Origin of the sequence: Sandarakinorhabdus sp., from assembly GCF_041689835.1 — a bacterium.
Lineage (GTDB): Bacteria > Pseudomonadota > Alphaproteobacteria > Sphingomonadales > Sphingomonadaceae > Sandarakinorhabdus.
In genome coordinates this window covers 1-23,137 of record NZ_JBDNFM010000011.1, presented here as the reverse complement: position 1 = coordinate 23,137, position 23,137 = coordinate 1, and the positions used below count along the sequence as shown (strand labels likewise).

The 23,137-nt window shown below is 63.6% G+C and carries 17 protein-coding genes; 8 read left to right on the top strand and 9 right to left on the bottom strand.

The features are described from left to right. On the bottom strand, positions 1 to 588 hold a 588-nt coding region (locus ACESL8_RS00520), incomplete at its 3' end, for an isocitrate/isopropylmalate family dehydrogenase (RefSeq protein WP_372914794.1). 237 nt (positions 589 to 825) lie between these two features. Next, on the bottom strand, positions 826 to 1,425 hold the full coding sequence (leuD, locus tag ACESL8_RS00515; RefSeq protein WP_372914792.1) for a 3-isopropylmalate dehydratase small subunit: 600 nt from the start codon (positions 1,423 to 1,425) through the stop codon (positions 826 to 828). A gap of 79 nt (positions 1,426 to 1,504) precedes the next feature. On the opposite strand from leuD, the gene polA reads away from it, so the two are divergent. Beyond that, a complete protein-coding gene (gene polA, locus ACESL8_RS00510) occupies positions 1,505 to 4,273 on the top strand; it encodes a DNA polymerase I (protein ID WP_372914790.1) in 2,769 nt (922 codons plus the stop codon). A 135-nt stretch (positions 4,274 to 4,408) separates the two neighbouring features. Here the strand turns inward: polA and ACESL8_RS00505 are convergent, their stop codons facing one another. Both ACESL8_RS00505 and ACESL8_RS00500 read right to left on the bottom strand, forming a co-directional pair. Continuing rightward, positions 4,409 to 5,263, bottom strand: a complete 855-nt coding sequence (locus tag ACESL8_RS00505; RefSeq protein ID WP_372914788.1) for an alpha/beta fold hydrolase — start codon at positions 5,261 to 5,263, stop codon at positions 4,409 to 4,411. Then, positions 5,260 to 6,186 (bottom strand): SMP-30/gluconolactonase/LRE family protein, encoded by a 927-nt coding sequence (locus ACESL8_RS00500; RefSeq protein WP_372914786.1) that lies wholly within the window; start codon positions 6,184 to 6,186, stop codon positions 5,260 to 5,262. The genes ACESL8_RS00505 and ACESL8_RS00500 overlap by 4 nt, the downstream gene beginning before the upstream one ends. Positions 6,187 to 6,319: 133 nt before the next feature. Between ACESL8_RS00500 and ACESL8_RS00495 the strand changes: the two genes are divergently transcribed. Next, positions 6,320 to 7,912: an ATP-binding protein gene (locus ACESL8_RS00495; RefSeq protein WP_372914784.1), complete on the top strand. Its 1,593-nt coding sequence runs from the start codon at positions 6,320 to 6,322 to the stop codon at positions 7,910 to 7,912. A 216-nt stretch (positions 7,913 to 8,128) separates the two neighbouring features. On the opposite strand, the gene ACESL8_RS00490 is transcribed toward ACESL8_RS00495, so the two are convergent. After that, positions 8,129 to 9,721, bottom strand: coding sequence for an isocitrate lyase (locus ACESL8_RS00490; RefSeq protein ID WP_372914796.1), 1,593 nt, complete (start codon positions 9,719 to 9,721; stop codon positions 8,129 to 8,131). Positions 9,722 to 9,928: 207 nt separating this feature from the next. Between ACESL8_RS00490 and ACESL8_RS00485 the strand changes: the two genes are divergently transcribed. Both ACESL8_RS00485 and aceB read left to right on the top strand, forming a co-directional pair. Further along, entirely contained in the window at positions 9,929 to 11,323 is a 1,395-nt protein-coding gene (locus tag ACESL8_RS00485) for a short-chain fatty acyl-CoA regulator family protein (protein ID WP_372914782.1), read from the top strand. 10 nt (positions 11,324 to 11,333) lie between these two features. Then, the gene (aceB, locus tag ACESL8_RS00480) at positions 11,334 to 12,947 is read left to right on the top strand and encodes a malate synthase A (protein WP_372914780.1); all 1,614 of its coding nucleotides are present in this window, start codon (positions 11,334 to 11,336) and stop codon (positions 12,945 to 12,947) included. A 286-nt stretch (positions 12,948 to 13,233) separates the two neighbouring features. Here the strand turns inward: aceB and ACESL8_RS00475 are convergent, their stop codons facing one another. From ACESL8_RS00475 to ACESL8_RS00465, 3 genes are all read right to left on the bottom strand, one after another. Further along, positions 13,234 to 13,632 (bottom strand): cytochrome c, encoded by a 399-nt coding sequence (locus ACESL8_RS00475; RefSeq protein ID WP_372914778.1) that lies wholly within the window; start codon positions 13,630 to 13,632, stop codon positions 13,234 to 13,236. 2 nt (positions 13,633 to 13,634) lie between these two features. After that, positions 13,635 to 15,251, bottom strand: a complete 1,617-nt coding sequence (locus ACESL8_RS00470; RefSeq protein WP_372914776.1) for a flavin monoamine oxidase family protein — start codon at positions 15,249 to 15,251, stop codon at positions 13,635 to 13,637. Between the two features lie 169 nt (positions 15,252 to 15,420). After that, positions 15,421 to 16,923 (bottom strand): replicative DNA helicase, encoded by a 1,503-nt coding sequence (locus ACESL8_RS00465; RefSeq protein WP_372914774.1) that lies wholly within the window; start codon positions 16,921 to 16,923, stop codon positions 15,421 to 15,423. 143 nt (positions 16,924 to 17,066) lie between these two features. Between ACESL8_RS00465 and nusB the strand changes: the two genes are divergently transcribed. Beyond that, on the top strand, positions 17,067 to 17,519 hold the full coding sequence (nusB, locus tag ACESL8_RS00460; RefSeq protein ID WP_372914772.1) for a transcription antitermination factor NusB: 453 nt from the start codon (positions 17,067 to 17,069) through the stop codon (positions 17,517 to 17,519). Positions 17,520 to 17,524: 5 nt separating this feature from the next. Next, positions 17,525 to 18,448: a thiamine-phosphate kinase gene (gene thiL / locus ACESL8_RS00455; protein ID WP_372914770.1), complete on the top strand. Its 924-nt coding sequence runs from the start codon at positions 17,525 to 17,527 to the stop codon at positions 18,446 to 18,448. 4 nt (positions 18,449 to 18,452) lie between these two features. Here thiL and ACESL8_RS00450 read toward each other — a convergent pair whose 3' ends face one another. Further along, on the bottom strand, positions 18,453 to 19,742 hold the full coding sequence (locus tag ACESL8_RS00450; protein ID WP_372914768.1) for an aminotransferase class V-fold PLP-dependent enzyme: 1,290 nt from the start codon (positions 19,740 to 19,742) through the stop codon (positions 18,453 to 18,455). A gap of 155 nt (positions 19,743 to 19,897) precedes the next feature. Between ACESL8_RS00450 and ACESL8_RS00445 the strand changes: the two genes are divergently transcribed. Both ACESL8_RS00445 and ACESL8_RS00440 read left to right on the top strand, forming a co-directional pair. Further along, positions 19,898 to 22,018, top strand: a complete 2,121-nt coding sequence (locus ACESL8_RS00445) for a sodium-translocating pyrophosphatase (protein WP_372914766.1) — start codon at positions 19,898 to 19,900, stop codon at positions 22,016 to 22,018. 698 nt (positions 22,019 to 22,716) lie between these two features. Continuing rightward, a partial coding sequence (locus tag ACESL8_RS00440; protein ID WP_372914764.1) for a DUF3800 domain-containing protein occupies positions 22,717 to 23,137 on the top strand: 421 nt, incomplete at its 3' end.

Sequence of the window (23,137 nt, the reverse complement as noted above, 5' to 3'; positions counted from 1 at the left end):
TTCCATCACATTGCCCTTTTCCGCCGACACGACTTCGCCCTTGCGGCCGCGCGCCAGTTCAAAGGCCACGCGGGCCACACGCTGGATTTCGCTGGTGGTGTAAACGTGGGTGTTGACGCCGCGGCGTTGACCATAGGCCAGCGTTTCCACCCCGCGCGGCTGCCCGAAATAGACGCCGCCCGTAAGCTCGCGCACGAACAGGATGTCGAGCCCGTCGACAAAAACCCGCTTGAGCGAAGAGGCATCGGCCAACGCCGAGAAACAGCGCGCCGGGCGCAGATTGGCATAAACGTTCATGCCGCCGCGCAAGCCCAGCAGCCCGGCTTCGGGGCGCTTGTCATACGGCTGGCCGGCCCACTGCGGCCCGCCCACCGCGCCCATCAGCACGGCATCGCGGGCCTTGGCCCGCGCCAGCGTTTCGCCGGTCAGCGGCACGCCGTGCGCGTCGATGCTGGCACCGCCGAACAGGGCATCCTCCACGGCAAGGGCGAGCCCCCCCGTGATCAGTCGGCCAGCCACACGGCGGGCAACAGCAGTGACTTCGGGGCCAATGCCATCCCCGGGCAGCAGCAGCAGCGTTTTGGTCATGCTTCGCCCTTAACGGCAATGGGCAGCGCTGCCAACAGCGTCAAATGCCGGAGTGGTGCGGGGCTGGATGCGGGAGATGAAAAACCCGGTCTGCCCGGCATCACCATCGTGCGCGGCGGCGAGCAGACCGGTAACCCTCCCCAGGGTGTTCCGTGAAACGTTTGCAGCGCCAAAGATCGCCGCACGCCGTGCACACTAGGTCAATCCGGCGCGGTGTGCCAGCCGCAAATGAAGGGCTCAATCCGCCCGGCAGGCGGCGCCGGCCAGCCACGGCCGCTCGGCCGACAATCGCGCCTCGTGCGCGGCGATGGCCGGGCTCATGCCCAGTGTCAGCCCGATTTCGTCCTGCCCGCTTACGAGGCACTGCTTGCGGAAGGGATCCATCGCGAATTCAAAACGATCCTGGAACGGGGTGGTGACGACCTGATTTTCAAGATCGATGGTGATCGGATGGCCGTCGTTCGCAACCTCCAGCAACCGGTCCACAGCCTCTTGAGGCAGCGTCACCAGTAGCAGGCCGTTTTTATAGGCGTTGCCGGCAAAGATATCGGCAAACCCCGGCGAGATCACCGCGCGAATTCCCAGATCGCCCAGCGCCCACGGCGCATGCTCGCGGCTGGAACCGCAGCCGAAATTATCGCCGGCAATCAGGATGGGCGCGCCGGCGTTGCGGTCGAATACATTGTCGCTGTTTTCGCGCAGAACGCAAAACGCACCCTTGCCCAGCCCGGCGCGCGTGATGGTTTTGAGGAACCGTGCCGGGATGATCACATCGGTATCGATGTTGGCAGCGCCAAACGGAATGGCCTGGCCGGAAACTGTGGTGAACGCTTGCATGACGGGCGTTTTCGCACAGGCGCGCCCGCGCAGGCAATGGGGTGCTTTCGCCTTGGCCGCGACCGGCCTACAAGTGGGCATGGCCCAGCATCTCTACCTCGTCGACGGTTCCGGCTTCATCTTTCGCGCCTATCACCGGCTGCCGCCGCTCACCAACCCGGAAGGCACGCCGGTGAACGCGGTTTATGGCTTCACGGCGATGCTGTGGAAGTTGATCACCGAGCTCAACCGGGCCGAGGCGCCAACCCATCTGGCCGTTGTGCTCGATGCCGGCAGCCACACGTTTCGCAACGACATGTACGATGGCTACAAGGCCAATCGGCCGCCGCCGCCCGAAGATCTGGTGCCGCAATTTCCGCTAATCCGCGACGCCGTGCGGGCCTTTTCGGTGCCGTGTTTCGAACAGGCGGGCATGGAAGCGGACGACATCATCGCATCCTATGCCGTGGCCGCGCGCGCTGCCGGCATGAACGTCACCATCGTTTCGTCCGACAAGGACCTGATGCAGCTGGTCGGCCCCGGCATCAACATGCTCGACACCATGAAAAACCAGACGATCGACCGCGCTGAAGTGATCGAGAAATTTGGCGTGCCGCCCGAGCAGGTGGGCGAGGTGCTGGCGCTGATGGGTGACACGGCCGACAATATCCCGGGCGTGAAGGGCGTTGGCCCCAAGACCGCGGCCGATCTGATCCGCGAATATGGCAGCGTTGAAGGCGTGATTGCCAACATCGATGCGATCAAGAAGCCCAAGCTCAAGGAAACGCTGGCGGCTTCGGTGGATATGGCGCGCCTTTCCCGCGAACTGGTGCGGCTGAAGGATGATCTGCCGCTGCCGGTTCCGCTGGACCAGCTGACCCTGCGGGAGCCGGCGCACGAGCCGTTGGCAGCCTTCCTGACCAAACACGGCTTCCGCGCCATGCTGACCAAATTGGGCGGCAGCGGGGGCAGCAGCGGGGCCAGCAGCGGGGCGCCAAACGTGCACCGCCCTAGCACGGCGGTGGCGGCAGATGCGGTTGCCTTCACCCACGCCGATTACGAGACGGTGACGAGACTGGAACGGCTGGACTGGTGGATTGCGGAAGCGACACGGCTGGGCGCGGCGGCGGTGGACACCGAAACCACCGGCACCGATCAGATGCGCTGCGATCTGGTCGGCATCAGCCTGTGCATCGCGCCAGGCAAGGCTTGTTATATCCCGCTTGCCCACGGCACCGGGGAGGGCATGTTCGCGGAGCGCCCGCCGCAACTGGCGCTGGCCGATGCGATTGCCCGGTTGAACCCGCTGCTGGCGGACCCGGCGGTGCTGAAGATCGGCCAGAATCTGAAATATGATCTGATCGTGCTGGCCCGCCACGGTGTGCCGGTGCTGGCCCCTTATGACGATACCATGCTGCTGTCGTACGCGCTGGATGCCGGGCGCTGGAACCACGGCATGGATGATCTGTCGGCCCGCCATCTCGGCCACGCGCCAATCGCCTACAAGGAGGTAGCCAAGGGGCTGAAAAGCTTTGCCGAAGTCGATCTCGCCCGCGCCACGGCCTATGCCGCCGAAGATGCCGATGTGACGTATCGGCTGTGGCAGGGCTTTCGCCGCCGGCTGTGGAACGAACAGGTGACGACCATCCACGAAACCGTCGACCGGCCGCTGCTGCCGGTGATTGCCGCGATGGAGATGGAAGGCATCAAGGTAGACCGCGCCGAGCTGGTGCGATTGTCAGCCGCCTATGAAGTGGAGATCAACCGGCTGGAAGGCGAGATCCACGAACTTGCCGGCACCCAATTCACCATCGGCAGCCCCAAGCAGATGGGCGAAATCCTGTTCGACAAGCTGGGATACAAGGGCGGCAAGAAAAGCAGCAAAACCGGCGCCTGGACCACCGATGCCAGCGAGCTGGAGCGTCTGGCCGAAGAAGGCGCGCCGATTGCCCAGAAGGTGCTGGACTGGCGCCAGCATTCAAAGCTGAAATCCACCTACACCGATGCGCTGCAAGGCCAGATCAACCCGGCGACGGACCGGGTGCACACCAATTTCCATCTGGCCGCCACGTCAACCGGGCGGCTGAGTTCGAACGATCCCAATTTGCAGAATATCCCGATTCGCACCCAGCTGGGCCGCCGCATCCGCCATGCCTTTGTGGCGGCGCCGGGCAATGTGATCATGGCGGCGGATTACAACCAGATCGAATTGCGGCTGGTGGCGCATATCGCCGACGTGCCGGAATTGAAGACAGTGTATGCCGCGAACGAGGATGTGCACGCGCTGACCGCCCGCGAGGTGTTCGGGCATGTTGACCGTGACACCCGTGCCCGCGCCAAGACGATCAATTTTTCCATCATCTACGGCATTTCCGCCTTTGGTCTGGCAGCGCGGCTGGGCATCGATCGGGCTGAGGCAGCGCGTTATATCGAGCTGTATTTCAGCCGCTTTCCCGGCATCCGCAACTACATGGCCGAAACCATCGCCTTTGCCAAAGAGGCCGGCTTTGTCACCACCCTGTTCGGCCGCAAGTGCCACGCACCGCTGATCACCTCCAAGAACCAGGGTGAGCGGCAGTTTGCCGAGCGTGCCGTCGTCAACGCCCGCGTGCAGGGCACCGCCGCCGACATCATCAAGCGCGCCATGGTGCAGATGCCGGGCGCACTGGCCGCCGCCGGGCTGACCGGCACCCGGATGCTGTTGCAGGTGCACGATGAACTGGTGTTTGAAGTGCCCGAAGGCGAGGTTGAAGCCGTGCAGCCGGTGATCCGCAGCGTGATGGCGAACGCGCACCGGCCGCTGGTGGAGCTGACCGTGCCGCTGGGCGTGGAGATCGGCCACGGCGCGTCGTGGGGGGATGCGCACTGACGAGCAAAACCAGTCATGCTGGCGCAGGCCAGCATCCACCGTGCCGCTGGCGCTGACCGCCGCCGCAATAGGCCATGGCTGCACAGTGGATGCTGGCCTTCGCCAGCATGACAAATTGTTTTGGCGAGGCCCGCCTCAGCCCGCCATCAGCCCCTTCGCCCGCATCCACACGAGCATCGCCGCGTTCACTGCATCGGGTGCTTCCTGCTGCACCCAGTGCGACACCTGCGGGAAGCGCTTGAGGGTGAAATCCTTGACGTGCGGGCCGTAGCCTTCGGTCAGCTTGATATCGAGCGCCTTGTCCTCCTCGCCCCACAGCATCAGCGTCGGGATTTCGATGGGCGGGCTCACCTCGTCCAGGATCTTCAAATTGGCGCGGTAGTAATTGATCATCGCGGTCAGCGCGCCGGGGATGAGGGCGTTCTGGCGATAGACCTCCAGCACGTCCGGCGGAAATTGGCCCTTGTCCACCGCCATGTTCAGAAACGCCTTGGCGATGCCTTCCGCCCGGTTTTGCCGGAGCAGAAATTCGGGCAGCCACGGGATCTGGAAGAAGGCGACATACCAGCTTTTCAGCTGCTGCGGCCGGTAGTGCTTGATCAGGTCGCCGAACACCGTCGGGTGCGGCACGTTCATGACGATCAGGCCATCCAGCGGGACCGCGCGCCGCATCGCCGCCGTCCACGCAATCACCGCACCCCAATCATGCGCGATCAGCAGTTTGCGGCGCGCGCCAAGTGCCTCGAACATGGCGGCCACATCGGCGACGAGGTGATCGATATGGTAGGCAGCCTTGCCAGTGGGCCGGCTCGACTGGCCGTAACCGCGCAAATCGGGTGCCACCGCGCGCCAGCCGGCCTGCGCCAGCACCGGCAACTGATAGCGCCAGGAAAAGCGCGATTCGGGAAAGCCGTGCAGGCACAGCGCCACGTCGTCGCCGCTGCCGGCTTCGTCGCAGGCGAAATCCAGTCCGTTGGCCTTGAGGATCACCCGTTGTAGTTCAGTTTGAGGCCCGGCCGCGGCCACCGGCATCTGGCCAGCTTGCCGGTCGTGGAAAGGCACACCCACGCATCCATCATGTCGTCCCCGCCAAAGCAGATGTTGGTGGTGAGCAGATCGGGAAACGGGAAATATTCCTGCGCGCCCGTCGCCGGATCGATGCTGGTGATGCCGGCGCTTTCGATCAGTGTCGCCTGCGCGATGTTGCCATTTTCCTCAATGGCGAGCGAATCAAGATAGGTCTTGTTGGCCCACGTCGTCACAAAGCGGCCGGGCACTGCCGGCAACGGCTCGGGCGCCAGCACGCCGGGGGAAACGATGTCGAACGCCAGCACCACGCGCCGGCTGGTGGAGGCAGCATAGACCGTGTTGCCGTCCGGGCTGAGGCCCACTCCGTTCAAATCCGGGCCATGGATGAGCCGCGTGATCCGCGAGCCATCGGGCAGCGCATAAAACAGCCCGCCGGCATCGCTGTGATGGGCAAAATGCTTGCCCAGATCGGTGAAATAGAAACCGCCGTGGGCATCGAACACGATATCGTTGGGGCCTGACAAGCGGTGCCCGTCGCAGCTGTCGTACAATCGCTCCACGGTGCCGGTGGCGATGTCGATCCGCTCGATACGGCCCGTGCTGTAATCGGCGGCAGCATTGCCCGGCAGCAGCATCCCGTCCTGTTCGTACCATTCAAAACCGCCGTTGTTGCACACATACAGCGCGCCATCCGGCCCCACCGCCATGCCGTTGGGGCCGCCGCCCGGCGTTGCCACGGTTTGGGTGCTGCCATCGGGGTGTACGCGGGTGATGCGGCCGGGGCGGATTTCCACCACCAGCACGCTGCCATCGGCCATCGCCACCGGACCTTCCGGAAAGCTCAGCCCGTCGGCAACGATCTCGTGTGGGTAAAAGCCGGTCATCTCGTTCTCCTCGCGAATTTTGCCGATGGTGGCGCGGGCGGCCGCGACTTGCAATCATGGTAAAAAGAGGAAGGGTGTAAGCCATCCTTAACCCAAATCGGCGCACATCAGCGCCGCGAGGGAGTGAAGCGCCATGCATGAAGAAACGGTGATCGGTGAAGTGGTGGGCGTGACCGCTGGCAACCTGCGCCTGCGGATCGATATCGCCGCCGCCGCCAGCCTGAAGGACAATCCCGATGCGGTGATCGCATCTGCCGGCATGTTGGGCGGCCTGATCAAGGTGGAATCGGGTGAACGCTGGGTGGTTGCGACCCTGCGCGGCATCACCTGGCAAGACAATGTGGCGATTGCCGAGGTCGACCTGGTTGGCGAAGCCGGCATGGCGCCCGATCGCAGCATCGAACGTTTCGGCCGCGGTGTCGGCACCTATCCGCGCGCCGGCAACCGCGCTTATCCGATGTCCAGCCCGGAATCGGCGCGGGTGTTTTCCGGCGACGATCGTCCGCACATCCACATCGGTGTCGTCTATCCCACCGCCAATGTGCGCGCCGCGCTGCTGTTCGATACCTTCTTGTCCAAGAATTTCGCCATCGTCGGCTCCACCGGCACCGGCAAGTCCACCTCCACCGCGTTGATCCTGCACCGCATCATTGAAAAGGCCCCGGAAGGCCATGTCGTGATGATCGATCCGCACGGCGAATATGCCAAGGCGTTCGAACACACCGGCATGGTGTTCAACGTCGAAAATCTCGAATTGCCCTATTGGCTGCTCAACTTCGAGGAACATTGCGAAGTGCTGCTGACCAGCGACGGCGCCGCCCGCGACATGGACCGCGATATCCTGGCGCGCTGCCTGCAGATGGCGCGGGCCAAATCGGTCTATGCCCAGGGGCTGGCGGCGGTCACCACCGACACGCCGATTCCCTATATGCTGTCTGTTCTGGTTGACACGTTGCAATCGGAAATGGGCAGGATGTCGGAAAACCAGAACGCGTCCAACTATATCCGCATCCGCAACAAGCTTGATCAGGTGATGCGTGATCCGCGCCAGCAATTCATGTTCGATCGGCGCTATTCGACCGATTCGATGGCTGATTTCATGGCGAAGATGCTGCGCCTGCCGGTGGACGGCAAGCCGATTTCGGTGATCGATCTGTCCGGTGTGCCTACCAGCATCGTGACGGCCGTTGTTTCGGTGCTGTCGCGCATCGTCTTTGATTTCGCCGTGTGGTCGCGCGGGGAACGGCGGCGGCCTGTCGTGCTGATCTGCGAGGAAGCCCACCGCTACATCCCCAACCGGGCCATTTCGCTGCGCTCGCCAGTGCGCGATGTGCTGGAACGAATCGCCAAGGAGGGGCGAAAATATGGCGTGTCGCTGGGCCTTGTCACCCAGCGCCCGTCCGATCTGGCCGAAGGCGCGCTGTCGCAATGCGGCACCATCGTTTCGCTGCGCCTCAACAACGAACGCGATCAGGATTTCGTGAAGGCCGCCCTGCCCGAAGGCGGCCGCAGCCTGCTCGAAGCCATCCCGGCGCTGCGCAACCGCGAATGCATCATCTCCGGCGAAGGCGTGCCGGCCCCGATCCGCGTGCGGCTGGATGAACTGGAAGCCGCCAAACGGCCGATGAGTGACGATCCGGTGTTCAGCGAGCTGTGGGTGAAAACCGGTGATGATGCCGATATGCTGAACCGGGTGATTGCGCGGTGGCGGGCGAATACGCGGTGATTTGGAGTTGGCGGGCGCGGCCGGCGGCGGAGCCGCCGAGTCCGCTTTGGGTGCCGAAGGGGTAGGAAGGAAGTGCGCGGCCAAGCCGCAATGCCTGCCCCGGACTTGATCCGGGGTCGGACGAGTCAAAAAAGGCGGGAGAATGCTCCCGCCTTTTTCGCTCGCCGTCCGGGCTTGGTGCGAGTCTGAAAATAGCGCCGCTATTTTCGGCCGCACTCAAGCCGCAAACTGATTCATCGTGTTGTGCGTGCCGCCAGCCTTCAACGCCGCCTCGCCCGCGAAATATTCCTTGTGATCGTCCCCGATGTCCGAACCGGACATGTTCTGATGCCTCACACAGGCAATGCCCTGGCGGATTTCGGCGCGCTGCACGTTCTTCACGTAACCCAGCATGCCGGCATCGCCGAAATACTCGCGTGCCAGATTGTCGGTGGACAAGGCGGCGGTGTGATATGTCGGCAGAGTGATCAGGTGGTGGAAAATGCCGGCCTGCGCGGCGGCATCGCGCTGAAAGGTGCGGATGCGTTCGTCGGCTTCCAGCGCCAGTTCGGTGGTGTCGTAATCCACGCTCATCAGCCGGGCGCGGTCATAGGCGCTCACGTCCTTGCCGGCGGTAACATGGGCATCATACACCTGCTGGCGGAAATTCAGCGTCCAGTTGAAGCTGGGCGAGTTGTTGTAAACCAGCTTGGCGGTGGGGATCACCTCGCGGATGCGGTTCACCATCCCGGCGATCTGGCCGATGTGCGGCTTTTCGGTTTCGATCCACAACAGATCGGCGCCGTTCTGCAAGCTGTTGATGCAATCCAGCACGCAGCGGTCTTCACCGGAATTGCTACGGAACTGGAACAGGTTCGATGGCAGCCGCTTGGGCCGCAGCAGCTTGCCATTGCGGCTGATGACGACATCGCCGTTGCCGACCTGGCCAACGTCGATTTCGTCGCAATCAAGGAAGCTGTTGTACTGGTCGCCGATGTCGCCGGCCACGTTGCTGAAGGCGATCTGCTTGGTGAGGCCGGCGCCCAGGCTGTCGGTGCGGGCGACGATGATGCCGTCTTCCACACCCAGTTCCAGAAAGGCATACCGGATGGCGCGGATCTTGGCGACGAAGTCTTCGTGCGGAACGGTCACCTTGCCGTCCTGGTGGCCGCACTGCTTTTCGTCGGAAACCTGGTTTTCGATCTGCAGGGCGCAGGCACCGGCTTCGATCATCTTTTTCGCCAGCAGATAGGTGGCCTCGGCATTGCCGAAACCGGCATCGATGTCGGCGATGATCGGCACCACGTGGGTCTGGAAATTGTCGATCTGGTGTTCGACGGCCTTGGCCTTCACGGCATCGCCAGCAGCGCGGGCAGCATCGAAATCGCGGAACAACATGCCCAGTTCGCGGGCGTCGGCCTGGCGCAGGAAGGTGTAAAGCTCCTCGATCAGCGCCGGCACGCTGGTTTTCTCGTGCATCGACTGGTCGGGCAACGGGCCGAAATCGCTGCGCAGCGCCGCGATCATCCAGCCCGACAGATAAAGGTAACGTTTGTCGGTGGTGCCGAAATGCTTCTTGATCGAAATCAGTTTTTGTTGGCCGATGAAGCCGTGCCAGCAGCCCAGCGACTGGGTGTAGGCGGCCGGATCCGCATCATAGGCAGCCATGTCGCGGCGCATGATCGCGGCGGTGTACCGCGCGATGTCGAGGCCGGACTGGAAGCGGTTTTGCAGGCGCATGCGGGCGACGCTGGCAGCGTCGATCGATTCCCAGCCGGGCTTGCCGGTGATGGCGGCCGCGGCCTGCCTGATCTCGTCCTGATAGCCCATGGCCAATCCTTCCACCCACAAATGGCAGGGATCGCGAACGTCCCGCCGGTAAAACTTGTCAACGCCGTGCGCTTCGGCTACCGCCCGGTCAATCAATTCAGTCAAAGAATCGTGTGTAAATGTACAGGTTTCGCTTGAGGTGGGTGTGAAATTGTAAAGATATTGACAAATATACCTGCCTCGACCAGTGCTGCAATAGGCGCCCCGGTGCCGCCCGAACCCTTGGGCAACGGCCGCAAGATCTTTGCCGGTGCCCGCGTGCGCCGGCTGCGCACCCAGCGCGGGCTGACCCAAACACGGATGGCCAATGATCTTGGCGTTTCAATCTCTTATCTCAACCTCATCGAGCGGGATCAGCGCCCGCTGTCGGCCAGTTTCCTGCTCAAGCTGGCGCAGAATTTCGATCTCGATATCCGCAGCCTGACCGGTGATGAAGACGGCGAACTGATTGACGACTTGTCAAAGCTGTTCACCGATCCGCGCCTGATCGGCATCGACGTGCCGCGCAGCGAACTGCGTGATCTCGCCAGCCGATCGCCGGCAATCGCCCATGCGCTGCTGCGACTCGCTGCTGCTACCCCGGCCTTGGCGCCCTCTGCCCCGCCGCCCGGCCCGCTGGCGGCCGTGAGGGCGATGATCGACACGGCGGGAAATTATTTTGCCGCCCTGGACGAAGCCGCTGAAAAGCTTGCCGACGAATTGCGCCTGTCCGGTCCCGATCTCAATGCGGCGGTGGTGGACCGGCTGCGCGCCCGCCACGCCATCACCGTGCGTGCGCTGCCGGCCGAAGTGCTGCCGGGCCAGTTGCGCCGGCTCGATCTGCACGCACGGCAACTGCAATTGTCGGAATCGCTGGACGCCGCCAGCCGGGGCTTTGCCGCCGCGGTGCAACTGGCGCTGATCGAGCTGAAGGCCCAGATCGCCGATACCATCACCGCCGCCGGCATCAGCGACCCGCTGGCGGCGCGGGCCTGCACGGTGGCGCTGGGCAAATATGCGGCCGCTGCCACGCTGATGCCCTATGGGCGCTTTTTGGCCGCGTGCGAGGCAACCGGCTATGATGTCGAACTGTTGCAGGCGCGTTTTGGGCGCGGGCTCGAACAGGTGGCGCACCGATTGATGACGCTGCATCGCCCCGGCGCCCGCGGCGTGCCGTTCTTTTTCCTGCGGGTGGACCGCGCCGGCACCATCTCCAAATCGTTCGCGCCCGGCCCATCGCCGCTGCCGCTCGCTGGTGGCTGCGCGCTGTGGCACGTCTATCATGCCTTTGATCGGCCCGGCGAAATCCGCCGCCAGCTGGTCGAGCTGGAAGATGGCCAGCGCTTCCTCACCGTGGCCCGCACGGTGCGCACCGCCGCGATGCCGTGGGGCGGGGCGCGGCCCAGCTTTGCCATCGGCATCGGCTGCGACATCGCCCACGCGCCCGCCCTGTCGTGGAGCGCCGGCGTGGATGCGGGCGGCCCGGCTGCACCGATCGGCCCCGGCTGCCCTGCCTGCCACCGTGCTGCCTGCCGCCAGCGCGGCCTGCCGCCCGCCAATGCCCACCTGGCCTTCGACGAACGCCAGCGCGGCCTCACTCCATTCCGTTTTACCGATGATTGAAAGGCGTATCATGACCAGCAATCCAGCCCAGGATCTCCCTGGACTCCAAGGCGTTGAAATCAAGGGCGCCATGCAGCCCGGCTACGACACGATTCTCACGCCCGAAGCGCTGGCCTTCGTCGCGCAATTGCACCGCATGTATAATCCCACCCGGCTGGCGCTGCTGCGCGCCCGCGACCAGCGGCAGGCATGGATCAACGAGGAAAGCTTCATCGGTTTCGCGCCGGAATATTCGTCCATCCGTGAAGACCGTTCCTGGGCTGTGCGCGCCGCCCCCGCCGATCTGGCCGATCGCCGCGTCGAGATCACCGGGCCGTGTGACCGCAAGATGGTGATCAACGCGCTCAACAGCGGCGCGCAATGCTTCATGGCGTGCCTCGAAGACGCCTCCGCCCCCACGTGGGACGTGATGGTGCAGGGCCAGGTGAACCTGCGCGATGCAGCCGCCGGCACCATCACCCTCGAAGACAAGGGCAAGAGCTACAAGCTCAATGACAAGACTGCCGTGCTGATCTGCCGCCCGCGCGGCTGGCACCTCGATGAAGCGCACATGATCGTCGATGGCGAGCGCGTCGCGGGTGCCATTTTCGATTTCGGCCTGTATTTTTTCCACAACGCGGTTTCGCTGCTGGCCAAGGGCAGCGGCCCCTATTTCTACCTGCCCAAGCTGGAGCACAGCCTGGAAGCGCGGCTGTGGAACAATGTGTTCATATCTGCCCAATCGATGCTGAACCTGCCGCTGGGCACCATCCGCGCCACCGTGCTGATCGAAACCCTGCCCGGTGCCTTCATGGCAGAGGAAATCCTGTATGAACTGCGCGATCACATCACCGCGCTGAACTGCGGGCGCTGGGATTATATCTTCAGCTATATCAAGACCTTCCAGAACGACGCCGCCAAGCTGCTGCCCGACCGCGCGGCGGTGACGATGAAGGTGCCGTTCATGGCGGCCTATGCCGCCCACGTGGTGCGGGTGTGCCATCGCCGCGGCGCGCACGCGATGGGCGGCATGAGCGCCTTCATCCCGGTCAAGGACGATACCGCCGCCAACGAAGCCGCCTTTGCTGCCGTGCGCGCCGACAAGGAGCGCGAGGCGACGCTAGGCCACGATGGCACCTGGGTCGCCCATCCCGGCCTGGTGGGCGTGGCGCGCGAGGTGTTCGACCGGTTGATGCCGACGCCCAACCAGTTGCAGGTGATCCCGCCCGGCGAAGCGACGCTGGCGGATCTGGTGACGCCGGCCCCCGGCCCGCGCACGCTGGCTGGGCTGACCAACAACATCAATGTCGGCATCGGTTATGTCGCTGCATGGCTGCGCGGGCAGGGCGCCGTGCCGCTGCACAATCTGATGGAAGATGCCGCGACCGCCGAAATCAGCCGCACGCAGCTGTGGCAATGGCGCACCCACGGCGCCGCGCTGGACAGCGGCCAGGCCGTGGATGCAGCGTTGATAACCCGCGTCACCGAGGACCAGCTGGCGGTGTACAAGGCCCAGGTTGGGGACAATTTCTTCGCCGCCGGCAAGTACACGGAAGCTGCCGATCTGTTCCGCACGCTCGTGCTGGCCGATCGGTTGGAGCCGTTCCTCACCAATCCTGCGTACAACTATTATTTCGCGAAATAAGCAGGATTGCCAGCTGGTTGGACAAGGCCGGGATTGCGGGACCTGGCCTGTCCTACGCGGCCAAACCCTGTCATCATGGCTCCGTCCGGGGTTGTTGCCCGTGCGGTTTCCGGCGGCAGAAAAAACTGGAATCCCGCACAATTCGTCAAAACTGGCAAAATTGAACCGCGCCTGCCGGGAACCGGCGGCTCTCACAATTGAAAATCACGGACGGATTCAGCCTGCCGACAACCGGACCTGAGGCCGTGGTTTGGCCAATCCGTTCATGCTGTCCTTGGCGCCCAGCCTATTGCTCGCGCATGCCGCCCTTGGGGGCCGGCACGCCGATTTCGGCAACCATGGCGGCAGTCACCTTGTCCTTGTATTTGTTGCCGAAATTGCTGCGGACATAGTTGATCACGTCGGCGATCTGTTGATCGTTCAGGCTACCGCGAAACCACGGCATTGCGCCTTTGCCGCCGGTGACGACCATGATCGGATAGGCTGCCGCTTCCAGCGCGCCGTTTTTGGCCAACGCGGTGATCTTGCCGGCGCCTTCCGCGCCACCCGCGTTGGCCATGTGGCAGGCCTGGCAGATATTCTGATACACTTCGGCGCCCGGATGCGGTGGAGGCGGGGCCTTGGCCGGCTTCTGGGCCAGCGCCGGGCTGGCGATCAGGGCGGCAATAAAAAGGGCGACACGCATGTTCAGGCCTCCAGCGCGCGGCTGTGCAAGCGGGTGATGGCATCGAGCGACGACAGGATCGCGCCTTCCATCCAGCAGCCGATATAGCTGGCGTGCTCACCGGCCAGCACCAGCCGGTTATCGACTGCCACCAGCGTTTGATAATGTTCCTTGCGGGTTTCTTCGTTCCACTGCGCGCAGCAGCCCAGGGTAAACGGCACCCGGCTCCATGCCACGGTGGCGCCGCCGATGAATTCTTCCTTGTAGCGGCCGGGATGGAACACGCTTCCTTGATCGAGCGCGCGGGCGATCCGCTGTTCCGGGGTCATGCCGGCAAATTTGTAGCTTGGCGCACCGAATGTGTAGGCGCCCAATATCACGGCCGGGCCATCGCTGTGCATGCGCCCCGACGGGTAGGAGATCATGCTGATTTCGCGATCGGTAAAGCTGATGCCGCCGTAAATGGCTTCTTCCTCTTCCCAGAAGCGCCGCTTGAATTCGAGGCCGACCTTGACCGAATTGGAATAGGGCACCGCCCGGATCGCCGCGTCCAGCCCCGGCGAGCAATCGACATCGATCTGGCTGAGGATGCCCAGCGGGATGGTGCAGACGCAGTAATCGGCGGTGGCGGTGCCCGTGGTGCCGCTGCCGGTGCCGGTGCCGGTGTCGTTGCTGGTGTCGGCATAGGCCACAGTCACCTTGCCGCCCTGCTGGCTGATGCTGGTCACCTTGGTGTTGTAGCGGATCTTGCCTTCGACCTGCCTGGCAAAGCCGCGGCCGATCATTCCCATGCCGCCCACCGGCTGAAACATCGAATGCTGGTGATCGATGCTCATGTGCTGCGCAACAGTTCGCCAGATCTGCGAATCCATGATGTCATTGAATGCATGGGGCTGCGACGGGATCGGCTCACCCAGCACGCCGCCGCCTTGCGGCCGATCAAAACCGCGCCGGCGCGATGAGCGGTAGTTTTTGGAATATTTGAAATCCTCATCCAGCGCGCCCCATTCGCGCAGCGCCATGCGCAGCCGGTCGCCGTCCTCGGCGGTCATCACACTGTTCAGGCCCTTGTTGTCGATGGCCTTGGCCAGCAACTCGGCAACATTGCCATCCCAGTCACCGGCCAGTTCGCGGTAGCGCATCGGCTTGCCGCCAAACGCCTTCGACGAATGCAGCAGTGCCTGGTGGTTCATCTGGATGAACGGTTCCAGCGCGACCCCGAAGGCCTTGCAATAATGCAGCAGGGCGCGGTGGTGATAGGGAATGCGCCACGGGCCGGGGTTGAGATAATTGCCGGCCGCAAAGCCGACCTTCTGAGTGGCGCCGCCCAGTTCGGTGTAGGTATCGCCGCCATAAAGTGACCAGTTCCGGCCACCCGGGCGGTTGTTGTATTCGAGGATCTGCACGTCATAGCCGGCCTTGGTAAGCTCATAGGCTGCCAACATGCCGGCAAGGCCCGCGCCCAGCACCAGCACCTTGGTGCCTGGCCGCGCACCCTGCAAATTGGGCGGGCCGGAAAACTGGGTTTCCTTGGCGTGGCCCATCGCCTCCATCGCCTGATACAGCACGGCGGTGCCGGCCATCATGCCGATGGCGTGCAGCACGTCGCGGCGCGTCGGACCCTGTTCAGCCCAGTTCATCTGCCCTTGCTTCCCCGTTGCCTGTTAACGCTGCCAACTCTGGCAGGCGCAAAGCCTGCTGGCCAGAGCAGAAGATGCACGCCGTGTTCGATGCGTCGGCTCTGGCAGTACCGACAGCGGCGAAACGGCGGGGTGTTCAGGCGCTTTTGCCCGGTTCGGTTGCGGCGCCTCAATAAGCGGAGCCGCTGAAATCGCCTTCCGCGCGGTCGGCAAACTTGGTGAACTGCTTGATGAAGGTCAGCGGCACCGTGCCGGTGGCGCCGTGGCGCTGCTTGGCGATGATCACTTCGGCGAGGCCATAAATTTTTTCGGCCTTTTCACGCCACTTGGCATGCTTTTCCGGCTCTTCGGGGTCGGGCTGTTTCAGGCCGTGATAATATTCTTCGCGGTAGACGAACATCACGATGTCCGAATCCTGCTCGATGGTGCCGGATTCGCGCAAATCGGCCAGTTGCGGCCGCTTGTCTTCGCGGTTTTCCACGGCGCGGCTCAACTGCGACAGTGCGATCACCGGCAATTGCAATTCCTTGGCCAGCGTTTTCAGGCCGCGGGTGATTTCGGAAATTTCCTGCACGCGGTTTTCGCTGCCACCTGATTTGGAACCCGACAGCAGTTGCAGATAATCCACCACCACAAGGCCGATGCCGTGCTGGCGTTTCAGCCGGCGGGCGCGGGTGCGCAGAGCGGCGATGGACAGCGCCGGCGTGTCGTCGATCCACAGCGGCAGCGCCGCCAGATCGGCGGAGGCGCGGGCCAGCCGGGTGAATTCTTCATCGCTGATCTTGCCCATCCTGAGCGATTCGCCGTTCACTTCCGATTGTTCGGCCAGGATGCGGGTGGCCAGCTGATCGGATGACATTTCGAGGCTGAAGAACGCGACGGGCGCGCCGGATGATTTTTCCGGTTCGATCCCGCGCGCCTGATCCTGAGCAAAACGCTGGGCGCAGGCAAAGGCGATGTTGGTGGCAAGGCTGGTCTTGCCCATCGCCGGCCGGCCGGCAAGGATGAGCAGATCGGATTTGTGCAGCCCGCCCATTTTTTCGTTCAGGCCGGTAAGGCCGGTGGTGTAGCCCGACAGATGCCCACCCGAGCGCTTGGCACGATCGGCCATGGCGACCGCTGCCATCGCGGCATCACGAAAGCTTTTCACCGCGCCCTGGATCTCGCCGGCTTCGGCAACCTTATAAAGCGCCATTTCGGCGGCTTCGATCTGGGTGATCGGGGCGATGTCGCGGCTGGTGTCGCTGGCTTCGGTTACCATCTCGCGGCCGACGCGGATCAGTTCACGCAGCAAGGCAAGATCATAGATTTGCTGGGCAAAATCTCGCGCCGCCAGAAGCGCCGCGCCGTTCTGGGTAAGGGTTGCCAGATAACCCGGGCCGCCCAGTTCGGCGATGGCCGGATCGGCTTCGAACATCGGTTTCAGGGTGACGGGCGTTGCTGCCATGCCCTTGGCCGAAAGTGTGAGGATGGCGCCATAGATGCGCCCGTGCAGCGCGTCGGCGAAATGATCGGTTTTCAGTTTGGTGATGACATCTTCGACCAGCCGGTTGTCGATCATCAGCGCGCCGAGCAGGGCGGCTTCGGCTTCGAGGTTTTGCGGCAACGTGGGTGCGCCTTGGCCGCCATCGACAACGCGCAATGTGGTGATCGAAGGGGGGAGACTGGCCATCGCAGCGTCATCGCGCAAGCGCTGCGCGGCGGCAAGGCGAGGCCTGAAAATCGCGGTGGGCAGGCCTGTGGAAAAGTCGGGGATGGTTTTGCACAAGTCGTGCCGCTTGCCGGGGCCTCACACAATCGCGTAAAGCCGCGGCGGTGAGCAACATTCCCGATTATCGTGCCCGTTCCGCGGCCCGCCTTGCTGCCGTGCAGGCCTTGTACCAGCTGGAGATGCGCGGCGAGAACGTGCCCAAGCTGCTGAACGAGTTCCACAAGCACCGGCTGGGGCAGGAAATCGAAGGCGCCGAATATCTCGCTGCCGATGAACCATTTTTCGACGACGTGGTGGCCGGGGTTGCGGCCCGTCAGGCCGAGCTGGATGAACTGATTGGGGCCGGCCTGGCGCAAGGCTGGACGTTGAACCGGCTTGATCGGCCGATGCGCGCGCTGTTGCGGGCAGCCGTCTACGAATTGCTGGCGCGCGCTGACGTGCCGGCAGCGACGGTGATCAACGAATATGTCGATGTCGCCCACGCCTTCCACGAAGAGAAGGAAGCCAAGTTCGTCAATGGCTTGCTCGATGCGGTGGCGCGCCGGGTGCGCGGCTGACGCAGATGCCGGAGCGGGATTTCATCGCCCGCCTGCTGGCCCCGTTGGCCACATCAGCCGCTGCACGCGGGCTGATTGACGATGCCGCGGTGTGGGCCCCGCCCTTGGGCCGCAACCTCGTCCTCACCCATGATGTGCTGGCCGCCGGGGTGCATTATATCGGCGATGAGCCGCCATCGGATGTGGCGTGGAAGCTGCTGGCGGTGAACCTGTCCGATCTCGCCGCCATGGCGGCCACCCCGGCCGGGGTGCTGCTGGGGCTGGGGCTTTCGGCGGCGGAGGACGATAGCTGGCGCGAGGCGTTCGTGGCCGGACTGGGCAGGGCATTGGAAAGTTTCGGTGTTTCGCTGTGGGGCGGCGATACGGTGACCGGGCTGGACCGCGCCGTGCTGGGCTGCACGGCGGTGGGCTGGGCGGAACCGGGCAAGGCAATGGGCCGCAAGGGCGCCGTGCCGGGTGACGAGCTTTGGGTGTCGGGCACCATTGGCGATGCCGGTCTGGGCCTGGCCATCGCCAGGGGGGAGGCGCCGTTCGACAAGGCCCTGTTGAACCGCTTTCGCCGGCCGACGCCGCGCCTTGCACTGGGCGCGGCGCTGGGCGGGGTGGCGAGCGCGGGCATGGATGTTTCGGATGGTTTATTGATCGACGCGGCAAGGCTGGCCGCCGCCAGCGGGGTGGCTCTGGCGATCGATCTGGATGCCGTGCCGCTGTCCCGCCCGGCAGCCAATCTGGACGAGCTGCTGGCCCGGGTGACGGCCGGGGATGATTATGAACTGCTGTTTTCGCTGCCGGCGGGCACCGATGCGCGCGGCCTTTGCACGACGCCGGTGACGCGCATCGGCCGGGTGCTGCCGGGCGCTGGCCTAACGCTGCGTTTTGCTGGCCAGCCGGTGCCGCTGCCCGCCCGGCTGGGCTGGGAACACGGCTGAGCTTTCACCCGCGCGCGATTGCCGGCACCAATTGGCGCAATGCCGCCACCAGCCGGTCACATTCCGCCGGCGTTGTGAACAATGCCGGCGTCACCCGCACGCAGCCGCCAGCCGCCAGTCCGGCGCGGTGCACGGTCATGATGTTGTAGCGACCCAACAGCGTATCGGTGATGGCGATATTGTCGGCGGTGCTGGTGTGGCCGGCAATCCGGAAACTGGTGATGGCGCCAAAGGTGCGCGGATCATCGCCCAGCATGATTTCCAGGCCGGACAGCCCGCGCAACTGGCTCACCCAGCGAGTGCGCAGATACTGCAGCCGCGCCAGTTTCATCGGGATCGGCAGCACCTGTTCCTGAAAATCCAGCGCGGCCGGCAAGGTGAGCTGCGGCGCATAATCCAGCGTGCCCTGGTGCACCTTGGCCTGCACATCATCAGGCTTGGCATCGGGTTCGGCAGCGGCGGCGGCAATCATGGCGGCGGCGCCCGGCCGGCACCAATAGCCGGCCACCCCAACCGGCGCGCCGACCCATTTGTGGAAATTCAGCACGACAAAATCCGCGCCGAAATCGGGGATAAGGAATGGACGCTGCCGGAAGCTTTGCGCGCAATCGACCAGCACCATCGCCCCCGCCGCTTTGGCCATTGCCGCGATCTCCGCCACCGGCACCACCAAACCGCTTTTGTGGGTACCGTGGGTGAGCAGCACAAATTTCAGGCGCGGCGTTGCCAGGATCGCCTCGGCATAGGCGGCAATCACATTGTCGTGGGTGGGTGCGCGCGGCAGCACGACCTGCACGGGCACGGCGCGCCGGTTTTTCGCCAATGATCGCATCGCATTGTGGCTGGTGTCATAATCATTGTCCGACCACAGGATCGCATCGCCGTCCTGGGCACCCTGAAACTGGCTGATCAGCGCCTGCAACGCTTCGGCGGCATTGCGGCAAAAACCAATCTCGCCCGGCGGCACGCCCATCGCCTGCGCGGCCCGCGCCCGAACCACGTCCTGATCCTTGCGCATCGCCCGGCGCGCATAGGCGCTGGTGTCACGGTTCAGCCGTGCCAAGATTGCCCGGTGGGTTTCCGCAACCGGAAACGCCATATTGCCCCAATAACCGTGCTCCAGCTGCGTTACCGGGCCCGTGGTGGGATACAACGCAGCAATGCGCTGCCAGCCGGCTTCATCGTCGGGCGCGATGATGCCGGTTGGCAGCGCCGCCTGCCCCGCACCGGCCAGGCCCGTGCCCACTCCCGCTGCTCCGGCCAGCCAGATCGCTTCGCGCCGTGTAATGCTCATGCCCAGCCCCTTTTTGTGCCGCTTTTGTGCCGGAATTCGCCCCGCAAACGCTGCCTTGCGGCTTGCGTTCGCCGAATCCCGTGTCCATGGTGCGACAAATTTCGCCAGCCCGACACTGTCCGGAGCGGCGAATTTGCACAAGGGGATGGATCACGATGGATAGCGTTGTAATTGCCATGATCTGCGGCCTGGCCGCGGTGGCCTATGGGGTGATCACATCCCGCCAAGTGCTGAGTGCGTCACCGGGCAATGCCCGCATGCAGGAAATCGCTGCCGCCATTCAGGAAGGCGCCAACGCCTATCTCAACAAGCAATACACCGCCATCGCCATCGTCGGCGTCATTGTTGCTGCACTGGTCGGCTTGCTGCTTGGGGTCATTCCGGCCGTGGCCTTTGTGCTGGGTGCCGTGCTGTCGGGCGCCACGGGCTTCATCGGCATGAACATTTCGGTGCGTGCCAACGTGCGCACTGCCGAAGCCGCGCGGGAATCGCTGCAAGCCGGGCTCACCATGGCGTTCCGTTCGGGCGCCGTCACCGGCATGCTGGTCGCCGGCCTCGCGCTGCTCGCCATCGCCGGTTATTTTTATGCGCTAGTCACCTCGGGCCTTGAGCCGACCAGCCGCGCTGTCGTCAATGCGCTGGTATCGCTGTCGTTCGGCGCGTCGCTCATTTCCATTTTCGCCCGGCTGGGCGGCGGCATCTTCACCAAGGCGGCCGATGTGGGCGCCGATATGGTCGGCAAGAACGAGCTTGGCTTTGATGAAGATGATGATCGCAACCCCGGCGTGATTGCCGATAACGTCGGCGACAATGTGGGCGATTGCGCCGGCATGGCCGCCGATCTGTTCGAAACCTACGTTGTCACCATCGGTGCCACCATGGTGCTGTGCGCCCTGCTGGTCACCGGCGCCGATGCTGCGCGGTTGATGACCCTGCCGCTGCTGGCCTGCGGCGTGTGCATCATCACCTCCATCATCGGCACCTATTTCGTGCGCCTTGGTGGCGGTTCGATCATGGGCGCGCTGTACAAGGGCCTCATCGTCACCGGCCTGCTGTCGGTGCCGGCGCTGTGGTTCGCTACCGCAGCGATCTTCCCCGACATGAACGCCGTGATCGGCGCTGATCCGGCGGCAATCGGCCCGGTGACCGTGGCCGGCGTGGTCGGCGGCTTCACCGGCCGGGCGCTGTTTTATTGCATGCTGGTTGGTTTGGCGGTCACCGCGCTTATCGTGTGGATCACCGAATATTACACCGGCACCGAATATCGCCCGGTGCAATCCATCGCCAAGGCATCGGATAGCGGCCACGGCACCAACGTCATCCAGGGCCTGGCCGTTTCGATGGAATCGACCGCGCTGCCCACGCTGGTGATCGTCGCCGGCATCATCGCCACCTACAAACTGGGCGGCCTGATCGGTATCGCCTTTGCCGCCACCGCCATGCTGGCCCTGGCCGGAATGATCGTCGCGCTGGATGCCTATGGCCCCGTTACCGATAACGCCGGCGGCATCGCCGAAATGGCCGGCCTTGATGGGGAAGTGCGCCAGCGCACCGATGCATTGGATGCCGTGGGCAACACCACCAAGGCCGTGACCAAGGGCTATGCCATCGGTTCGGCCGGGCTGGCCGCACTGGTGCTGTTTGCCACCTATACCGAAGATCTGGCGCAGTTCTTCAAAGACGTGCCGGTCGATTTCTCGCTGTCCAATCCCTATGTGGTCGTCGGGCTGCTGCTCGGCGCGCTGCTGCCCTATCTGTTCGGCGGCATGGCGATGACAGCGGTGGGCCGCACCGCACAAGCCGTGGCGCAGGATATCCGCGCCCAGTTCCGCGAAAACCCCGGCATCGCCACCCGCGAAGTCAAACCCGATTATGCCCGCACCGTCGGGCTGGTCACCGCCGGCGCCATCAAGGAAATGATCGTGCCATCGCTGCTGCCGGTGCTGGCCCCGATCGTGGTCTATTACGTCATCACCGCCGTCGCCGGCCAGGGCAACGGCTTTGCCGCGCTCGGCGCGCTGCTCATGGGCGTCATCATCTCCGGGCTGTTTGTTGCCATCTCCATGACTTCCGGCGGCGGCGCGTGGGACAACGCCAAAAAGGTGATCGAACAAGGCGCCTACGGCGGCAAAGGCTCCCCCGCCCACCAGGCCGCCGTCACCGGCGATACCGTGGGCGACCCCTACAAAGACACCGCCGGCCCCGCCGTGAACCCGATGATCAAGATCACCAACATCGTGGCGCTGCTGCTGCTGGCAGCCCTGGCGGGCCACTAACGCCCCTCCCCCTCATGGGAGGAACCGGGAGCGGGGAAGTCTCCCCCAGCACCAAATCCGAAAGGGGCGGCCCACCAGCCGCCCCTTTTTTGCCCACAAACCCACCCCACTCACCCTGAGCTTGTCGAAGGGCGAGCCTGTCGAGGCACCCCACCGCCCCACCAGCTTTGCCAGTTTTGACGTTTCGTACCGAATGGGGGATTTTTTCCCTTGGCAATCAAGGCCCCACGCCCCGCCGCCGGCCCCAACCCAAATTCCGTCTCTTAAATGATGACAGGCCCGGCCCGTGTAGGACAGAGCAGCAAGAAAGAACGCCCCCGGCGGGCAGGGGCTCAGCCCCTGCACCCGCTTTTGTCGACGGTTATATGCTTGGCAGACTTAGGACTTTGGCGATTTAGCTGCCCATAGCGCAAACCCCATTCCGGCCAAAAGCGCCGCTAGGGCAATCCACGATCCGTCGCTATTGTAGGAGGTCATTGCGCCAAATGCGACGAGCCACAGAAACAACGCAAAGACTACCGCCAGAACCCGCTGTGTCCGCGTCATTTAGGTCTCCAATGCATTGGATTGCACTTCAGCACGCACTTATTGAACCGCTCTGACTGCGGGCTTCGTCAAAGTCGAATTTTACGGCGTAAGCGACATCATTGAACGGGTCTGCTTGACTCAGTTTATAATCTGGTGTTGCCGTCATAACAATGGCGCTTTCCAATCCCAGTTATGGCTACGTAGCATATATTGATGAAGCCGGCGACGACGGGCTTAGGGCCGTCAAACCGCTTGTAATGCCTAACGGATCAAGTGAGTGGCTGATACTATCAGCGGTCGTAATTCGCGCTGAAAACCAAGCCAAAGTGACCGATTGGGTGAACGCGATCAATGCTGAATTTCGTAATCATCAACGGCCCGACATTCACTTTGCCGGCCTTAGTCCCGGAAAGCGCGTCATAGTCTGTAAGATGATGGCTGAATTGGATGCGCGATATTTTGTCGTCGCATCTAACAAAAAGAATATGCAAGGTTATCAAAACCCATTCGCAGGTAAGATACCTTCATCAAATTGGTTTTACTGCTGGATGACCCGCCTATTGCTGGAGAGGGTCACAAGGTTCGTGCTAG

Bases quoted from the DNA above. Each gene is read 5' to 3' on its own strand.
- ACESL8_RS00500 (WP_372914786.1), bottom strand. From the start codon at position 6,186: ATGACCGGCTTTTACCCACACGAGATCGTTGCCGACGGGCTGAGCTTT.
- ACESL8_RS00465 (WP_372914774.1), bottom strand. From the start codon at position 16,923: ATGGCCAGTCTCCCCCCTTCGATCACCACATTGCGCGTTGTCGATGGC.
- ACESL8_RS00475 (WP_372914778.1), bottom strand. From the start codon at position 13,632: ATGCGTGTCGCCCTTTTTATTGCCGCCCTGATCGCCAGCCCGGCGCTG.
- thiL (WP_372914770.1), top strand. From the start codon at position 17,525: ATGCCGGAGCGGGATTTCATCGCCCGCCTGCTGGCCCCGTTGGCCACA.
- ACESL8_RS00445 (WP_372914766.1), top strand. From the start codon at position 19,898: ATGGATAGCGTTGTAATTGCCATGATCTGCGGCCTGGCCGCGGTGGCC.
- polA (WP_372914790.1), top strand. From the start codon at position 1,505: ATGGCCCAGCATCTCTACCTCGTCGACGGTTCCGGCTTCATCTTTCGC.
- ACESL8_RS00495 (WP_372914784.1), top strand. From the start codon at position 6,320: ATGCATGAAGAAACGGTGATCGGTGAAGTGGTGGGCGTGACCGCTGGC.
- aceB (WP_372914780.1), top strand. From the start codon at position 11,334: ATGACCAGCAATCCAGCCCAGGATCTCCCTGGACTCCAAGGCGTTGAA.
- leuD (WP_372914792.1), bottom strand. From the start codon at position 1,425: ATGCAAGCGTTCACCACAGTTTCCGGCCAGGCCATTCCGTTTGGCGCT.
- ACESL8_RS00450 (WP_372914768.1), bottom strand. From the start codon at position 19,742: ATGAGCATTACACGGCGCGAAGCGATCTGGCTGGCCGGAGCAGCGGGA.
- ACESL8_RS00470 (WP_372914776.1), bottom strand. From the start codon at position 15,251: ATGAACTGGGCTGAACAGGGTCCGACGCGCCGCGACGTGCTGCACGCC.
- ACESL8_RS00490 (WP_372914796.1), bottom strand. From the start codon at position 9,721: ATGGGCTATCAGGACGAGATCAGGCAGGCCGCGGCCGCCATCACCGGC.